This window comes from Algoriphagus yeomjeoni (genome assembly GCF_003259505.1).
Classification (GTDB): domain Bacteria; phylum Bacteroidota; class Bacteroidia; order Cytophagales; family Cyclobacteriaceae; genus Algoriphagus; species Algoriphagus yeomjeoni.
The window spans coordinates 1-16,542 of sequence record NZ_QLLK01000020.1; the positions used below are offsets into that span (position 1 = coordinate 1).

11 protein-coding genes are annotated in these 16,542 nt (G+C 40.7%); 8 read left to right on the top strand and 3 right to left on the bottom strand.

Going from position 1 to position 16,542, the window contains the following annotated elements; translation table 11 throughout:
* On the top strand, positions 1–539 hold a 539-nt coding region (locus LV83_RS20460; RefSeq protein ID WP_146613770.1), incomplete at its 5' end, for an OmpA family protein.
* Between the two features lie 265 nt (positions 540–804).
* On the top strand, positions 805–1,656 hold the full coding sequence (locus LV83_RS20465; protein WP_111613431.1) for a glycoside hydrolase family 16 protein: 852 nt from the start codon (positions 805–807) through the stop codon (positions 1,654–1,656).
* A gap of 192 nt (positions 1,657–1,848) precedes the next feature.
* Here LV83_RS20465 and rluF read toward each other — a convergent pair whose 3' ends face one another.
* Together rluF and LV83_RS20475 are read right to left on the bottom strand one after the other, a co-directional pair.
* Positions 1,849–2,580, bottom strand: coding sequence for a 23S rRNA pseudouridine(2604) synthase RluF (gene rluF, locus LV83_RS20470; RefSeq protein WP_111613432.1), 732 nt, complete (start codon positions 2,578–2,580; stop codon positions 1,849–1,851).
* A gap of 418 nt (positions 2,581–2,998) precedes the next feature.
* Positions 2,999–4,306, bottom strand: a complete 1,308-nt coding sequence (locus LV83_RS20475; protein ID WP_111613433.1) for a peptidoglycan DD-metalloendopeptidase family protein — start codon at positions 4,304–4,306, stop codon at positions 2,999–3,001.
* Between the two features lie 478 nt (positions 4,307–4,784).
* On the opposite strand from LV83_RS20475, the gene aspS reads away from it, so the two are divergent.
* The 3 genes from aspS to LV83_RS20490 all read left to right on the top strand — a co-directional run bounded on the left by aspS (position 4,785) and on the right by LV83_RS20490 (position 9,546).
* Positions 4,785–6,539: an aspartate--tRNA ligase gene (aspS, locus tag LV83_RS20480; RefSeq protein WP_111613434.1), complete on the top strand. Its 1,755-nt coding sequence runs from the start codon at positions 4,785–4,787 to the stop codon at positions 6,537–6,539.
* A 409-nt stretch (positions 6,540–6,948) separates the two neighbouring features.
* A complete protein-coding gene (locus tag LV83_RS20485; RefSeq protein WP_111613435.1) occupies positions 6,949–7,758 on the top strand; it encodes a DUF4349 domain-containing protein in 810 nt (269 codons plus the stop codon).
* 264 nt (positions 7,759–8,022) lie between these two features.
* On the top strand, positions 8,023–9,546 hold the full coding sequence (locus LV83_RS20490; protein ID WP_111613436.1) for an amidase: 1,524 nt from the start codon (positions 8,023–8,025) through the stop codon (positions 9,544–9,546).
* Between the two features lie 235 nt (positions 9,547–9,781).
* Here the strand turns inward: LV83_RS20490 and LV83_RS20495 are convergent, their stop codons facing one another.
* Positions 9,782–10,477, bottom strand: coding sequence for a lysoplasmalogenase (locus LV83_RS20495; RefSeq protein WP_111613437.1), 696 nt, complete (start codon positions 10,475–10,477; stop codon positions 9,782–9,784).
* 345 nt (positions 10,478–10,822) lie between these two features.
* Between LV83_RS20495 and LV83_RS20500 the strand changes: the two genes are divergently transcribed.
* The 3 genes from LV83_RS20500 (at position 10,823) to LV83_RS20510 (ending at position 16,542) form a co-directional block, all read left to right on the top strand.
* Complete coding sequence (locus LV83_RS20500; protein WP_111613438.1) at positions 10,823–14,167, top strand: TonB-dependent receptor; 3,345 nt, start codon at positions 10,823–10,825, stop codon at positions 14,165–14,167.
* A 489-nt stretch (positions 14,168–14,656) separates the two neighbouring features.
* On the top strand, positions 14,657–15,442 hold the full coding sequence (locus LV83_RS20505) for an alpha/beta fold hydrolase (RefSeq protein WP_111613439.1): 786 nt from the start codon (positions 14,657–14,659) through the stop codon (positions 15,440–15,442).
* 17 nt (positions 15,443–15,459) lie between these two features.
* Positions 15,460–16,542: an efflux RND transporter periplasmic adaptor subunit gene (locus LV83_RS20510; RefSeq protein WP_111613440.1), complete on the top strand. Its 1,083-nt coding sequence runs from the start codon at positions 15,460–15,462 to the stop codon at positions 16,540–16,542.

The following is a 16,542-nucleotide window of genomic DNA, read 5'->3' on the forward strand; positions in this document are numbered from 1 at the left end:
GTGAAGCAAACCATCAGATGAACAGAAGGTCAGAGCTGATCCTGGAAGCCTTCCCAGATCCAAGTAAGCAATATGAAATTCCTGAGAGCTTTAAAGATCTTAATTTCTGTGATCCGGAGTCTTTATTTGAAGATATTCAGAAAGAGCTTGCTGCAATTCCTACCATCTACTTTGACTTTGACAAATCAATGTTGAGATCGGTACACAAGAAAGAGCTTGAGCGTACAGCCATAATGTTGAAGCGCATGCCGAACCTAATGCTGTACATAGAAGGGCATACAGATCAACGGGGATCGGACGAATACAACAAACCCTTATCAGAGCGCAGAGCAGAAGCAGTGAAGAAATACCTTACAGAAAGAGGGATCGAAGAGAACAGAATGGAAGATACCTGGTTTGGGGAAACCAAGCCAGTCAATGACTGTACTGAAATTACCTGTACTGAGGCGATGCACCAGTTGAACAGACGCACCGAACTTCGGGTAGGCAAGACATCCTTTACCTATACAGGCAGGAAAAAGAAAGTTGATACGTTGTAATACGTTATTGATGTGAATAGTAAAATGTAAAAAGAGGCTACCGTTTGGAAGCCTCTTTTTTGTTTAAATTTTTCTAAGAATTAGGGGTATTTTATAATTTTTGAAAATCTAATTAATTACATTTTGTAAGTAATGGTTCACTCTATGTTTTTAGAATATTACCAATAAATACAGATATACATTCTTCTAATAAAATCTTTAATAGGTGGCTTTTAAAAAGTGTTTTCAATTATCTTAGGAAAAACTAGGTAATAAACCATTTGAAATGATCAATAAAGCACTTTTCTTGTTTTTTATCGTGTTCGTCATTGGAGAAAAGGTGATGGCACAATTCGACACGAGAGGAACTGACTACAAACTAGTCTGGCAAGATGAATTTTATGTTAATGGTCAAGTGAATGCAGACAAATGGTCATTTGAAAATGGCTTTGTAAGAAACAATGAACTCCAATGGTATCAGCAGCCAAATGCCATCGTAGAAGATGGTAGGCTGGTAATTACAGGACGCAGAGAACAAGTAAAAAACACGAAATTTGATGCTGAGAGTACCGATTGGCGACGAAACCGTGAGTTTGCAGAATACACCTCCTCCAGTATCAATACCCGTGGGAAGTACGAATTCCAATATGGCATTATGGAAGTTCGGGCAAAGATAGATACTGCTTTAGGTATGTGGCCTGCGATTTGGACTTTGGGAATTACGAAGCCCTGGCCGTCGAATGGTGAGATCGATGTGATGGAATTTTACCGGGTAAAAGGCGAAGCTACTATCCTAGCCAATGCAGCCTGGGCCGATGAAGGACAATACAACGCCAAATGGGATGACGCGAAAATCCCATTGAAAAACTTTCTTCAAAAGGATCCTGAGTGGCCAAGTAAGTTCCACCTCTGGAGAATGGAATGGACCGAAGATTCCATAAAACTCTTTTTAGATGATGAATTATTAAATGAAATCGATCTAGCTAGAACTGTAAATCCCGATGGTTTTAACCCCTTTCACCAGCCTCATTATATCCTGTTAAACCTTGCCATTGGAGGTAATAATGGTGGTGATCCTGCATTTTCTGATTTCCCGAGTGAATATGTAGTGGATTATGTCCGGGTTTACCAGAAGTAGAATCGCTGCGACAACAGATTAACAGATCGTCATTTCGACCAACGGGAGAAATCTCCCTAAGAAAAAAAGTTTTTTATCATAGATTTCTCAGTCGTGCCTCCTTCGAAATGACTACGTTTTCAAGTCATTTGGGCTTTAGTCTTTTGTGCCCTCCGCGTTACTCTCTGTGCTCTCTGCGGTTAGATCAATCAATCAATCAAAAGTCTTCGAACTATCCGAAACCATTTCGTTGATTTCAGCCATCTCCTTTTCTGTCAAGTCCCGCCATTTTCCTACGGGAATATCCAAGTGTACATTCATGATTCTGATTCTTTTCAATTGAACCACTTTAAATCCAAAATGCTCGCACATTCTACGGATCTGCCTGTTCAAGCCTTGCTTCAGGATAATTCGAAACTTGAATTTGCTGATGCGTTCTACTTTGCAAGGATCAGTTACCGTATCCAAAATAGGAACTCCAGCTCCCATCAGTCTGATGAACTCATCATTCACAGGTCGATCAACGGTGACGATGTATTCTTTTTCGTGGTTGTTCTTGGAGCGAAGAATCTTGTTAACAATATCACCTTCACTTGTCAAAAAAATTAATCCTTCACTGTCTTTATCTAATCTTCCGATTGGGAAAATCCGCTGTGAGTGACCAATATAATCTATGATATTATTTTTTTCCCCTTTCGTATCAGTCGTGCTGACAATTCCCACCGGCTTATTAAAAGCGATATAGGTATGCACTTGTTTTGGCTTTCCTAGTGACTCTCCGTCAACTGCCACCACATCGCTTGGGCCTACTTTAGTACCAAGTTCAGGAACTTTTCCGTTGATGGTGATCCGGCCTTCTTCCAACAATTTGTCTGCGGCTCGTCTGGAGCAAAAGCCAACTTCGCTTAGGTATTTATTGATTCGTATGTATTGTTCTTCTGCCACTGGAAATCGAAAATGGATTAAGGACGCAAGTTACGTAATTGATTTTAACCGCGGTGGACACGGAGGATAACACAGAGAACACAGCTAATCAATATTGCGTCATTGAGAGTCTTATTAAATCATGAAAATTACAAAAAAGACATTCCACGGTCAGCCTGGGCGAAGTCGAAGGCCCGTTAAACTGTAAGTGAAATTACTGTGCACGATTTCGCGACTTCTGTCTCTCAAGTGCCCCAATTGGTTCAAGTCTTCAGACTTGGACCTGGACAAATTCAGCCTCCTGACTCCACAAATTAATTATAACACATTAATCCCGAGCAGTCTGAAGACTGCATTAAAAAAGGTCCAAGTCATGAGACTTGGACCAAAAAAAGCGCAAATCCGAAGACCTGCGCTTTTGAAATGATGTATTTGAAAACTACTCGCTTTTAGCAGGGATAACTGGCTTAGGAGTCTCCGCTACCAAAGTTTCAGGCTCACCTGGAATACTAATCGTTGCCAGTCTTTCCATATACTCTGCTTTGGTAGATTCAAAAGCAAGCTTGTTAGCTGATGAAATAGGCTCAGAAGGTGGAATCTTCTCTCTCAACCAATCTTCCTGCTTGCCATTTTTCCAAAACCTAAAGCAAAGATGTGGACCTGTAGCCAAGCCTGTGCTCCCCACATAACCAATTACTTGACCTTGCTTGATTCGCGTGCCAGGTTTGATGCCTTTGGCGATCTTAGACATGTGCAGGTATTGCGTGGTATAGGTGCCGTTGTGCTTGATTTTTACATAATTGCCGTTTGCAGAAGAGTAGCGTGCATCGGTAATTGTCCCCTCACCTACCGATCTGATTTCTGTGCCAGTAGGAGCTGCGTAATCTGTCCCTAAATGTGCTTTGTAACGCTTTTGAACTGGGTGAAATCTTTTCAAACTATACCTAGAACTGATTCTTGAGTATTTCAAAGGATCTCTCAGGAAGGCTTTTTTGAAGCTGTCACCATTTTGATCGAAGAAGGCGATTTCGCCATTTTGCTCAAAAGGAATCGCATAATATGGCGTTCCTTTGTGTTCAAAAAATGCTGTTTGGATGTCTGAAACACCGACAACCACCCCGTCAATCACTTTTTCTTGGTAGGAAACCTTGAATTTGTCACCTTTTTGCAAGGCTCCAAAATCAATTGACCATCCATACAAATCGGCAAACTGATCAATGATGTCATAGGTGATTCCCAAACCGGTCATATCAGCCGAGAGATTGGAATTGATAATTCCGCCAGCTTCCTTGGTTCTGAATTCTGCAGGCTTCTCTGCTTTGTAAATGTCAATCGAGTCCAAATTGAAGACTACATATTCTGCCGGATTTGGCTCGTAGATAAAAAATGCTGCCTGTGCAGAATCGGCTGGAGTAACTACTGTGAATTTCTTGTTTGCTGCTATCCCCCGTACGTCAAAAATCTCTTTTGACTTCTTTGCGATTTGATCAATAATCTGGTAGGGGACGTTGAAAGGTGCTAGGATTGACCCTAAGGTCTGATTTTTACTCACTGTGCCTTCTACAATATTCAACCCAGTAACGTTGATTCCGTAGAGAAATACCTGATTTTCAAGGGAATCAATAAGCGGCGGTTCTACGATCTCAGCTTCCTTTTCTTTCTGAAAAGGCAGGTCGAAAAATTGGAGTGAAGATGCTGCACCAATGGTGATAACGAGTGCAACAATTCCTATCCAGATCTTTTTCATTAATCTATTTCTATTTGGGGGAGGTGAAATTTATCTCAATAAGGCAAAAAAGGGCTTTTTATCCAAGACTTGGGGTATAAACCTTTCGCTCGCACTATTTCAACTATCATACCAACGATGAAAAAAGGCTGTTATTTTTTATAAATATGTTTTAGGCATTTTTTAAAGTTTAAAAGGGCTACCAAACTGCCTAGACTTCGCTCGGCCATGCTGCACTTTCCCCTTCCATCCTAAGAACTAGCCTTCTGGATACCGTGAGAAGCTGATGTGCGAGTATTTTTATTATGATTAGTGATCTAATTGCAAAAAGGTACATAAATCACAAGGCTTACTTCTTATTTCACTTTTCATAAAGAATCGAGGGGTTTTTCGGGAAAAATGTAAGGAAATCACTGAAATAAATGCTAATCCTTCAATGATTCGTGTGTTCTCACGGTCATTTCTTTATCTTTGACCTCCCAAAAAAAACTAAAATAACATGCTGAGAACGCATACTTGTGGCGAACTACGCCTGGATCACGTAAATCAAGAAGTAAGGCTTGCCGGCTGGGTTCAGCGGGTGAGAAATAAAGGAGGACTTATCTGGGTCGATCTGCGCGATCGTTATGGTTTGACCCAATTGATTTTTGAAGAGGATTCCAGTGAGAAAGCATTGTTGGAGAAAGCAGCAGAGCTTGGACGTGAATTCGTGGTGCAAGCAACCGGAAAAGTAATAGAGCGAACTTCCAAAAACGATAAGATTCCAACGGGGTCTATCGAAATCAAAGTGACTGCACTTGAAGTGTTGAATGCTGCGAAAGTTCCTCCGTTTATCATTGAAGATGAAACTGACGGAGGCGATGAGCTCCGTATGAAATACAGATACCTGGATCTTCGTAGAAATGTAGTCCGCGAAAAACTTCAATTGCGTCACAAAATGATGCAGGAGACTCGCAAATACATGGATGCGCAGGACTTTATAGAGGTGGAAACGCCAGTTCTAATTAAGTCAACTCCAGAAGGAGCAAGAGATTTTGTGGTACCAAGCCGTACCAATCCAGGTGAGTTTTATGCATTGCCTCAGTCTCCACAAACCTTCAAGCAGCTGCTGATGGTATCTGGTTTTGATCGTTATTTCCAGATTGTCAAGTGTTTCCGTGATGAAGATTTGAGAGCTGATCGTCAGCCTGAGTTTACTCAGATTGACTGCGAAATGGCTTTCGTAGATCAGGAAGATATCCTAAATACGTTTGAAGGCTTGACCAAGCATCTTTTTAAAAATGTTAAGGGCGTTGAGCTGGAAGAAGTGAAACGCATGACTTATGCGGATGCCATGAAATTTTATGGTAACGATAAGCCGGATGTACGTTTTGATATGAAGTTTGTTGAGCTGAATGAATTGGCTCAAGGCAAAGGATTCAGCATTTTTGACAGTGCAGAATTAGTAGTTGGGATATGTGCCAAAGGTGCTGCTGAGTACACCCGTAAGCAATTGGATGCGCTGACTGACTGGGTGAAGCGCCCTCAGATCGGAGCAAAAGGCATGGTTTACGCCAAGTACAATGCAGACGGGACCATCAAATCTACCGTGGATAAGTTCTTTTCTGCCGATGATCTTCAGGATTGGGCGGATGCCTTCGGAGCTACTCAGGGTGACTTGATGTTGATCCTAAGCGGAGATGCTGATAAAGTGCGCAAGCAGCTTTCTGAGCTTCGTCTGAAAATGGGTGAAGACCTAGGACTTCGTGATCGTTCGATTTTCAAGCCACTTTGGGTCATGGATTTTCCACTGTTGGAATGGGATGAGGAAACTGCCAGATTCCACGCGATGCACCACCCGTTCACTTCTCCGAAGAAAGAGGACATGGCTCTGCTAGATACCGATCCAGGAGCTGTAAGAGCCAATGCTTACGATTTGGTAATTAATGGCGTCGAAATAGGCGGTGGTTCCATACGTATTCACGATAGAGCTACTCAGCAATTGATGTTCAAGCACTTAGGTTTCTCTGAAGAAGAAGCGCAAAAACAATTCGGATTCCTCATGGAAGCCTTTGAATATGGAGCACCACCACATGGAGGAATTGCCTTTGGTTTCGATAGATTGTGTGCGATTTTCGGTGGTTCCGACTCGATCAGAGATTACATCGCCTTCCCTAAAAACAATTCCGGAAGAGATGTGATGATCGATTCTCCTAGCAGCATCGCAGACGAGCAATTGAAGGAATTGTCCATACAATTGGCGGTGAAATCGTAAATGCGAAATATTAGATTCCGTGGGCTGTGTCCCCACAGACCTTAACATAAATTCATTTCGGTCGGTATAGACTCCGATCTAGGCAAAAAAAGCTGTTTCAGAGATGAGGCAGCTTTTTTTGATTAGTTTTTAAGTTGTTTAAAGCTCTATTAGTTTTCTAGCTATCAAGATGCCCCCGCTGAATTCCTAACTTCTATTTTCTATAAGCTTCGATAAGTAAGAATTCTTGGTAGACTATAAGCAAATGGAAATAGCTGATCTTTAGTGAAGCGAAGGGAATTTAGCTGCACGATGCGTGCGCTGAGTATTACTAATTTCTTTAGTTACCAAAACTATTTATTATAAGTAATGCGCTTTGGCTAGCTTATTTTTAAATACTTTTCGTTAGAGTATAACAATCTTTTCCGCTATGAAACTAGTCATTTATCAAATTCATGTTGTACTGCTCTTCGTCATTGCAGCCTGTGGTAATTCTGGAGTATCTACAGATTACCTAGCTGAAGTATCCAATTATTCAGAACTCGAAGGCTCAGACCAAACGGCATCAAGCCAGCCTCCTACCGAGTTCATAGAGCGAAAAGTTATTCGCGAAGGCAGCATTAACTTTAAGTGTGGAGATATCTTGGAGACTGAGACGTTTTTGAGAAAAGAGGTGAAAGTACTTAATGGTTTTATTTCCATGGAATCCAAAAATGCCTACGGAGAACGAACCGAGAAAAGTATGACGATCAGAGTACCTTCGGAAAACTTTGATTTATTGAATGAAAAGATAAATCTACATGCGTTGAAAATTGATAACGCTACCAGTAGCAGTGAAGATGTGACAGAGCAATACATTGATGTAGAGGCTAGGCTTAACGCCAAAAAAGAGTTGGAAAAGCGGTACACCGAATTAGTGCAACAAGCGGAAAATCTGGAGGAGGTTCTCGGATTAGAAAGAGAGTTAGCCACTGTGAGAGGAGATATAGAGTCACTTCAAGGCCGTATAAACTACCTTCGAAACCGGATAAGCCTAAGCACGCTGCATGTCACTTTCTATCAGGAATCAGAAAAAGCCTTTGGGTTCATTTCTAAGGTAAGAGAAGGAATCAAAAATGGCTGGAAAAATCTCCAATGGTTCGTGATATTCCTAGTTAATCTTTGGCCGTTTTTTCTAGTAATGGCAGCGCTTCTATTTCTTCTTTTGCGAAGAAAGAAAACTCCCCCTCCAGTAAAATAGCCACACGTTAAAATTGAAGAATGAGTGCTAGACTTTGTATAAAACTATTTTACCTTCCCCTATGAAATCGAGCATGACTAAAAAGTCACACACTGGCATGATTATAATCGCTGCGAGATTCTCCCGAAGAAAAATCGGGACAGGCTATGTGGCCTATAAAAATCAAATTATAAACACATGAAATGCCCATGAGAATGGCATCTCACTCAGGGAAATGATTATTCAGGGCATTACATATGACCGCTAAAAAATAATTATAAACAGATGAAATGGATACACACCTTCCTAGTCCTCATTCTATTTACAGCCTGTCTTCCAGAGAAAAGGGAATTTCAGCTTGATCTTGAAGAGCTTTCGATTGAGAGAATCCACGAGCTATATGCTTCGGGTGTAATGACCTCCGAATCGCTAGTCCAAGCTTACCTGGCTCGTATAGATTCCGTAAATCCTAAAATCAATGCGTTGACAATTGTAAACCCCAAAGCATTGGAAATCGCAAAAGCCTTGGATGCTGAATATCAGAAAACAGGAATTCTTCGTCCGCTTCATGGCATTCCCATGATCGTGAAGGATAATATCAACACAGTTGGTATGCCGACAACTGCAGGTTCACTGGCTTTGGCAGATTTCTATCCTGAGACAGATGCATTTATCATACAGAAATTAGAGCAGGCGGGCGCAATTATTATTGCGAAATCAAATATGGCTGAATGGGCATTTTCTCCCATGCATTCCGAAAGCTCTACAGCTGGCACTACTCGAAATCCATATAATTTAGACTACGTACCTGCAGGGTCAAGCGGAGGAACAGGTGCTTCAGTGGCTGCAAACCTTGGAACTATTGGACTGGGAACAGATACTGGTAATTCCATTAGAGGACCTTCCTCACATAATTCTTTGGTTGGATTCAGAAGTACACTTGGACTGGTGAGTAGGGAAGGGATTGTCCCGCTTTATCTTCGAAATGACGTCGTTGGACCTATGTGTAAGACAGTTGAAGATGCTACCAGAACCCTTCAGGCGATGGTAGGAATTGATCCGAAAGATCCTTTGACTTCCTATTCCCAAGGAAAAGCTGAGACTGATTACATCCAATATCTTGATAAAGATGGTTTGATAGGAGCGCGAATAGGCGTATTCAGAACGCTAAGTGAGCAGGATCCAGATCCTGAGATCTCAGCACTTTTTAATCAGGCTTTAAAAGACATGGAAAGTTTGGGAGCCTTGATTGTTGACTCAGTCGCAGTTCCAAATTTCGATGAGTTGAGGCAAGATCAATGGTGTCCTGCTTTTCGAGAAGACTTGGTAGATTTTCTACAAACCTATGTCAAAAGGGATACAATGAGTAGTTTGGAGGATGTGATTCGGGTAGGGACCAAATCGGATTTTGCACGACAGCGGATAAGTTCCTTCCGAGGAGATTCTTTTCGCAGAGGAAATCCAGAAATCCCATGTGGAAATGCCTATGAGGATGAGCGCAGAGTTGCTTTTCGCGATGCGATCGAGAAGACTATGGATTCCTTGCAATTGGACGCATTGGTTTACCCATCCTGGAATAATCGTCCTGCGAAAATTGATCAATTTCAAGAAGAATATCGAGGTGACAATTCCCAGATTATTTCTCCTGCTACAGGTCAGCCTGCCTTCACTGTGCCGATGGGCTTTAGCTCAGGAAATCTTCCTGCTGGCCTTCAGTTTCTGGGAAGAATGTATGCTGAGCCAACATTGATCCGGTTGACCTACAGCTACGAGCAAGGAACTAAGCATAGAGTGGCTCCGAAACTTTAAGAATAGCTACTCGCCATTAGGTGCAAATGGAGTTTCGATTGCTGATTTATTTCTAATGGATCAGAATCATATAAGTTTAATTATTAATCTCGTGTCGATCATAACGACTTCAAGCCTGTTTTCTTTCCAGCTTGGTCTGCCAAGGTCAATAATTTCAATATTGCCATTAAATAGTGTTCTGAAATTCGAAATAGATAAGTATTATTCCTAATTCATTTATCTCATTGTTCCTAAGTTAGCTTAAAGTTGGCTGGATTATATGCGACCTTATGCCCATGACTATCATCAACTGGGCGATAGCATATGTGCCCATAATCAGAATGCCAGCATCCTGAATTGGAAGATAGAATTTATCCAAAGCGATCAAACCATCGGAAATAAAGAAGAGACTAGCTCCAATGAAAACCTGCCAAAAGGAGGCTGGATTGCACTTGCCATATCGCTCTCTGGCTGTAGTCACCATGCTTACAATCGTAATAATGTAGACAATCACAGGAATCTTCAATGCGCCAAGATTCGGATTGATCATGTAGAATGTGAAGGCTGCCAAAAAATAAATTGGGAGATTGACAAAGAAGGTTTTTACAAAATTCACATTAAGAAGAGATTCCGGAGCTTTTTGAGCAACCTTGAATCCTATGATATAACAGACATGGGCAAGTAGGAAAGCTCCGATTCCATAGATGAACAGGTGATCCCATAATAGTAGAATATCCCCAAGTAGGGAGAAAATCAAAGCTCCTAAAATAGATTTGGATAGTAAAGTGGAGGAAATAGGTTTGGTGATTTGGTAGAAATACCCAATTAACCCCAAAATAATCAGAGGTTTGGAAAAAAATCTCAGCTCTATTTTTTGCTCAATAATAAAGGCTAAATCGATTAAAGTCGCGAATAAAAACAGGTAAAGCCAAAGGACATTTTTCTTTTTCAAGTGAAGGATAATTTTGAGTAATTTTTAATAGACGTAATTTTTATTTGAGTTATCAACTTATTCAAAATATATTATCGATAACAGCTCATTTTCCAGTTTTCAGTAAATCGGGGTTTTTCTGAAATTTTATTCTAAAATAAGCCTACTTTTCTAGGCAAAAAGAATGTGAAACAAATCTTTTTGGACTTTTAGCAGAATTTTATTCACCTCTCTATGTTAAGAAATAGTTAAAATTAGTGAAATTTGTATCGAAAAACTTAACGGTATGTACCCGCAGTTCAGCGCGGGTGAATTTACCTTTGCAGGGAATAATTTCAAACCAGTTTATATCAAATCGTACAAATTATGAGGAAAAATTTACTTAAAAGTTTGGTTTCACTCGTATTGGTGGTCATTGCCACTATCGGTGTATCCCAAGCACAAGTGACTACCAGTTCTGTTGTAGGGCTAGTAGTTGACGCACAGGGGGAAACACTTCCCGGCGCAAATGTTGTTGCAACACACGTGCCTTCAGGTACGCGTTATGGTGCTGTCACAAACTTAGACGGCCGCTTTACCATTCCTAATATGAGAATTGGTGGGCCTTACACAATTCAGGTTAGCTTTATTGGATTCCAAGCTGCATCGTATAACAACGTGGTGCTTAGACTTGGAGAGCCTTTTGCACTTTCGGTAACGCTAAACGATGATAGTACAGAACTTGGCGAGGTAATCGTTTCCGCGTCTAAATCGTCAGAATTTGATTCCAACAAAACAGGTACTTCCACTAGCATCTCTACTAAGCAGTTGACTGATCTTCCTCAGATCAACAGATCTGTCACAGAATTTACCCGATTGACACCACAAGCAAATGGTACTTCTTTCGCTGGTCGTGATTCTAGGTATAACAACCTTCAAGTGGATGGAGCTAATTTCAACAACGGCTTTGGTCTGAGCAGTAACCCTCTTCCTGGTGGAAGTTCTCAGCCGATTTCTTTGGATGCAATCGAGCAAATCTCTGTAAACATTGCACCGTTTGATGTAACGCAATCTGGTTTTACAGGAGCTGGTATCAATGCGGTAACTCGTAGTGGTACAAATACATTCACTGGTTCTGCTTACTATTTCAATAAAAATCAAGACTTGCAAGGCAAGAAAATTGGTGAGACTGAACTAGAGGCAACAGAAGCTGCTACCAATAATTTTGGTTTCAGATTAGGTGGTCCAATCATCAAAAACAAGTTATTCTTCTTCGTTAATGCTGAAAGAGAAATTAATACTGGAGCAAATGCTTCTGGAGCTAACCTTTGGAAAGCTTCAACAAATGGTGTTGCTGATCCTGACAATAACATTGCAAGAACTACTGTAACTGATCTTGAAGCTGTTCAAAGTCACTTACGTAACCAGTGGGGATATGATCCAGGCAGATACCAGGGATTTGCAAATGAGGCAGAGCAAGCAAGCACTAAATTTTTGGCTAGAATTGACTGGAATATCAGTGATAAACATAAGCTTGCTGTGAGATACAACCAAGTTGTGGGTACTTCTCCTCAAATAACTAACGGATCTTCTGGTCCAAGACCAAGAACTCCAGGTTCAGCACAAAGAGTTAGTCAAAACTCTATTTCTTTTGAAAACGCAGCTTACGGTTTCGAAAATACTGTGAGATCTTTAACTGCAGAATTGAACTCCTACTTCAGTCCTAAGATTTCTAACCAGTTCTTGGCGACTTATTCTAAAATCCAGGATACCAGAACTACTCCAGGTGCTGAATTCCCAATGGTAGATATTTGGGATGGTGGAGGAAGAGGTGATGGAAACGCTAACTACATGTCTTTTGGTACTGAGTTATTCTCTTATAACAACGATGTGATCAATGATAACTTCTCTTTCATCAACAATTTAACTTATACTGAAGGTCGCCACACAGTGACTGCAGGTGCTGCTTTTGAGATACAAAAATTTGGTAACTCATTTGTAAGAATGGGTACTTCCTATTACAGATATGCTTCTGTTGAAGACTTCTTGACTACGGGTACAGGATCTAATGAAGTGGCTCCAATCATGTTCGGTTTGACTTACCCGTATGAAGGTCAGGAGACTTATGCTAGAGTTAACTTTGGTTTGGCTTCTCTGTACGCCCAGGATAAATTCGCCGTTAATGATCAATTGACTTTAACGCTAGGTATAAGAGCTGAATTACCAATTTATTTGAATGACCTTACTCCAAATGAGGCGATCAACGATCTTACTTTATTAGATACAGAATATCAACCAAAAAATTACGATTCTGGTAGCTGGCCTAAATCACGTGTGATGTTGTCTCCAAGGTTCGGATTCAACTATGACGTAATGGGAGACAGAAGCCTAATCGTAAGAGGTGGTACAGGTATTTTCTCTGGTAGAGTGCCATTCGTATGGTTAACAAATATGCCAACTGGAGCAGGTGTCCTTCAAAATACAGTTGAACCTGGTAGCTATAATGATGTTGCTGGTTGGATTGGGAATGTAAATTTCCAGCCTGAGAAATACTATTATGTAGAAAACCCTCCACAAGGTGCTGAAAGTGTATTCATCAAGAATCCAACTCAAGGAGCGCCAAACTCTTTTGCTTTGGTGGATACTGATTTCAGAATGCCAATGGTATGGAGATCAAGTTTGGGTGCGGATTACCAATTAGGTGATTCTCCATTTATGTTGACGGCTGATCTCCTTTACACTAAAGATATAAATGGCGTATTCCAATTCGGAGCAAACAGAACTATTTCTACAAATACTATGAATAGTGCTGGTGACAACAGAGAGGTTGTATTGCCTGGTACCAGCGTAGCTTATAATTCAGCATTAGGTGCTAATAATGCAACTATCTTGACTAACACCGATATAAAAGGTCATGCAGTAAGTGCAACTATCGGTTTGTCAGTTCCTGAATACAATGGCTTCTCAGGAAGTTTATTCTATACTTACTCTGCTGCAAAAGAGGTTAGTTCTAATTCTGGATCTAGTGCAAGTTCTGCTTGGGGAGCATCTCCAAACATCAACTCGCCAAACGATCAGCGTTTGAATATCTCAGATTTTGCGCTACCAAATAGAGTAGTTGCAAACATGAGCTATAGAGTGGAATACGCAAACTTCCTAGCAACTACTATTGGTGTATATTACACAGGTGAAAATCAAGGTAGACTATCTTACACTTATGGAAATGATCTAAATGGTGATGGTATCAATGCTGATCTGCTATACATTCCAGCAAGTACAGCTGATTTCAACTTTGTGGATATTGTATCTAATGGCAATGTAGTTTACACTGCTCAACAGCAAAGAGCTGCCTTCGATCAGTATGTGGCTGAAAATGACCTTGAGCAGTACAGAGGTGGGTATGTTCCTAGAAATGCGATCGTTCAGCCTTGGTTGAGTAGATTTGATGTGAGAGTGCTTCAAGATATCTTCACAAATATCGGTGAGAGAAGAAACACACTTCAAGTAAGTTTGGACGTAGTGAACTTCGGTAACTTATTGAACAAAGACTGGGGAATTCAGCAGAGAACTAACGGAGCTCAGAATCTTCTTTCTCGCTCTGGTGCTGTTAGTGCAAATCCTAACTATGTGATGAACCAAGTTTCTGGTCAGTTGCCAACTTCTCCTTATCAGAATGTAAGTAACTTCTCTACTACCTGGAGTATGCAGATAGGTTTGAGATATATCTTCTAAGAATAAGAAGTCTTATAATTGTGAAAGCACCTCAGAAATGGGGTGCTTTTTTCTTTTAAACTTGTGTCCTGTCTTAAAATGGCGTTACGCAAAAAGTAATGTTCTGAAAGAAGAACCAGTGAGTAAGTAGGTTAAGTGCATTCAGCACGATTACAATTATGCTTCTAAATTGTCCATGGTTTCAGAGGTTGAGCTTTGAGAATTGGGGATAAAAATAAACTATGGTAATCAGCCAGTCGCTGGATCAGCCACACTGGATAATATTATTCAAACTACGGTGGGTTGGCAGCTTTAGGCTAAATCCTATTTTACCCAATCCCAAATACCCGATATCTTGTTTGATCTTAGGTATTTTTAAATTAAGTATCCTCATTTTCCTCCATTGGTGGCAAAGATTTGCCTTCAGTATGTTTTGTTCCTTTTTCCTGTATTTACTAAGTTATTTTTGTATTCTGACAACCTTAAGCAGGTCCTAAAAGTTAAGCTACCATGTTGTATTATAAAATATTTTCTCATTCAGTGAGTAAGGAATGGGTCGTGTTTATACATGGTGCTGGAGGATCATCTGCGGTTTGGTTTAAGCAGTTAAAAGATTTCAGGGAGAAGTATAACCTTTTACTTATTGATCTTCGTGGGCATGGCAAGTCAGCCGACCTTCCACAGCAGATTTATAATGAGGAATATACGTTTACGGGAGTCACTAATGATGTCATTGAGGTTCTGGATCATTTGAAAACTCCTCCGGCTCATTTCATGGGGGTGTCATTGGGGACGATTATCGTTCGGCAATTGGCAGAGCTAGAGCAGTGGAGAGTGAAATCACTTGTCTTGGCAGGAGCTATAACCCGGCTCACCGCGCAATCAAGGGTATTGGTTTCATTAGGCAACGCCTTTAAGCGTGTGATCCCCTATATGTGGCTTTACAGATTATTTGCATTTATAATCTTACCTCGGAAGCAGCATGTAGAATCTAGAAATTTGTTTGTCCGTGAAGCTCAAAAACTTTGTCAGAAGGAATTTATTCGCTGGTTTCAATTGACTAAGGATATTAATCCACTCTTGAAATATTTTAAGGAATCTGACCTTGGAATTCCTACTCTCTATGTGATGGGAGATCAGGATGTTATGTTTTTGGAGCCAGTTAAAAAGATTATCAAAACTCATAAAAGCTCAGTACTGAATATATTGAAAAAATGCGGACACGTAGTGAACGTAGAAAGACCTGATGAATTCAATAAACTTTCGCTCGCATTTATTCAAAATCACCACAATTAAGCACATTATTTTTCTCAATGAAGAAGCAAACTAAAGCCATATTGATCATTGCAGTTATCGTGATTGCAGCTGTTGCATATTTCTACCCAAGAATGGACACTCGCAAAAGCAATGATACAGGTGTCGCGTCGGTAGGTGCGGGTCCTGGCACACCGTCTAATCTGCAAGTAAAAGTAGTAAAGCTTCAGCGTGAGACTTTAAGAAATCAGCTTTCTATTACCGGTACAATTATGCCAAATGAATCCGTAGATCTACGTACCGAGATCACTGGTTTAGTCACCAAAATTTCCTTTAAGGAAGGTCAATATGTGAGTAAAGGAACTCCCTTACTTTACCTGAACGACGATGAACTCCAAGCTCAATTCCAGCGTCTTCAGTTTACACAGAAGCTTTTTGAAACTCAAGAGAATAGACAAAAACAACTTTTAGCACGCGAAGCTATTAGTCAGGAAGAGTACGATATCGTACTCAATGAATATAACACGACCCTTTCTGATTTGAAGTTGGTGGAGGCTCAGCTTTCGAAAACGGTCATCAGAGCTCCCTTTAATGGGATTTTAGGTTTGAGACAAGTGAGTGAGGGGTCGGTGATAGGCACCAATGATGTAATCGCAAACTTCGTAAATATAGATCCAATCAAAATAGAATTTTCTATTCCCGAACGCTATGCCAATCAGGTTACTGTTGGGACTCCAATTTACTTTTCGAACGAATCTTCACCTGAGGAAATGATCGGGAAAGTTTACGCTTTTGAGCCACAGATAGATGCTGCTACTCGTACATTGAAATTAAGAGCAGAAAGTCCAAATAAAGACCGGAAATATTTACCTGGAATGTTCGTAAGGATTCGCTTTGTATTAGGAGAAACTGAAGATGCCCTTATGGTGCCATCTGAGTCAGTAGTTCCTGAATTGCAAGGGTATAAAGTTTTCGTAGTTGGTGCCGATAACAAAGCCGTGGAACGTACGGTGGAGATTGGTACTCGTACAGATACGCAAGTTCAGATCACGAGTGGTTTGGAAGTAGGAGATCTGGTACTCACCACAGGTGTATTGCAAGCAAGGACGGGAACGCCTGTTGAATTCACACAAATCAACTAA

Excerpts from the sequence above, each read along its gene's own strand:
- LV83_RS20465 (WP_111613431.1), top strand. The coding sequence starts at position 805 with ATGATCAATAAAGCACTTTTCTTGTTTTTTATCGTGTTCGTCATTGGA.
- LV83_RS20475 (WP_111613433.1), bottom strand. The coding sequence starts at position 4,306 with ATGAAAAAGATCTGGATAGGAATTGTTGCACTCGTTATCACCATTGGT.
- aspS (WP_111613434.1), top strand. The coding sequence starts at position 4,785 with ATGCTGAGAACGCATACTTGTGGCGAACTACGCCTGGATCACGTAAAT.
- LV83_RS20485 (WP_111613435.1), top strand. The coding sequence starts at position 6,949 with ATGAAACTAGTCATTTATCAAATTCATGTTGTACTGCTCTTCGTCATT.
- LV83_RS20490 (WP_111613436.1), top strand. The coding sequence starts at position 8,023 with ATGAAATGGATACACACCTTCCTAGTCCTCATTCTATTTACAGCCTGT.
- LV83_RS20500 (WP_111613438.1), top strand. The coding sequence starts at position 10,823 with ATGAGGAAAAATTTACTTAAAAGTTTGGTTTCACTCGTATTGGTGGTC.
- LV83_RS20505 (WP_111613439.1), top strand. The coding sequence starts at position 14,657 with ATGTTGTATTATAAAATATTTTCTCATTCAGTGAGTAAGGAATGGGTC.
- LV83_RS20510 (WP_111613440.1), top strand. The coding sequence starts at position 15,460 with ATGAAGAAGCAAACTAAAGCCATATTGATCATTGCAGTTATCGTGATT.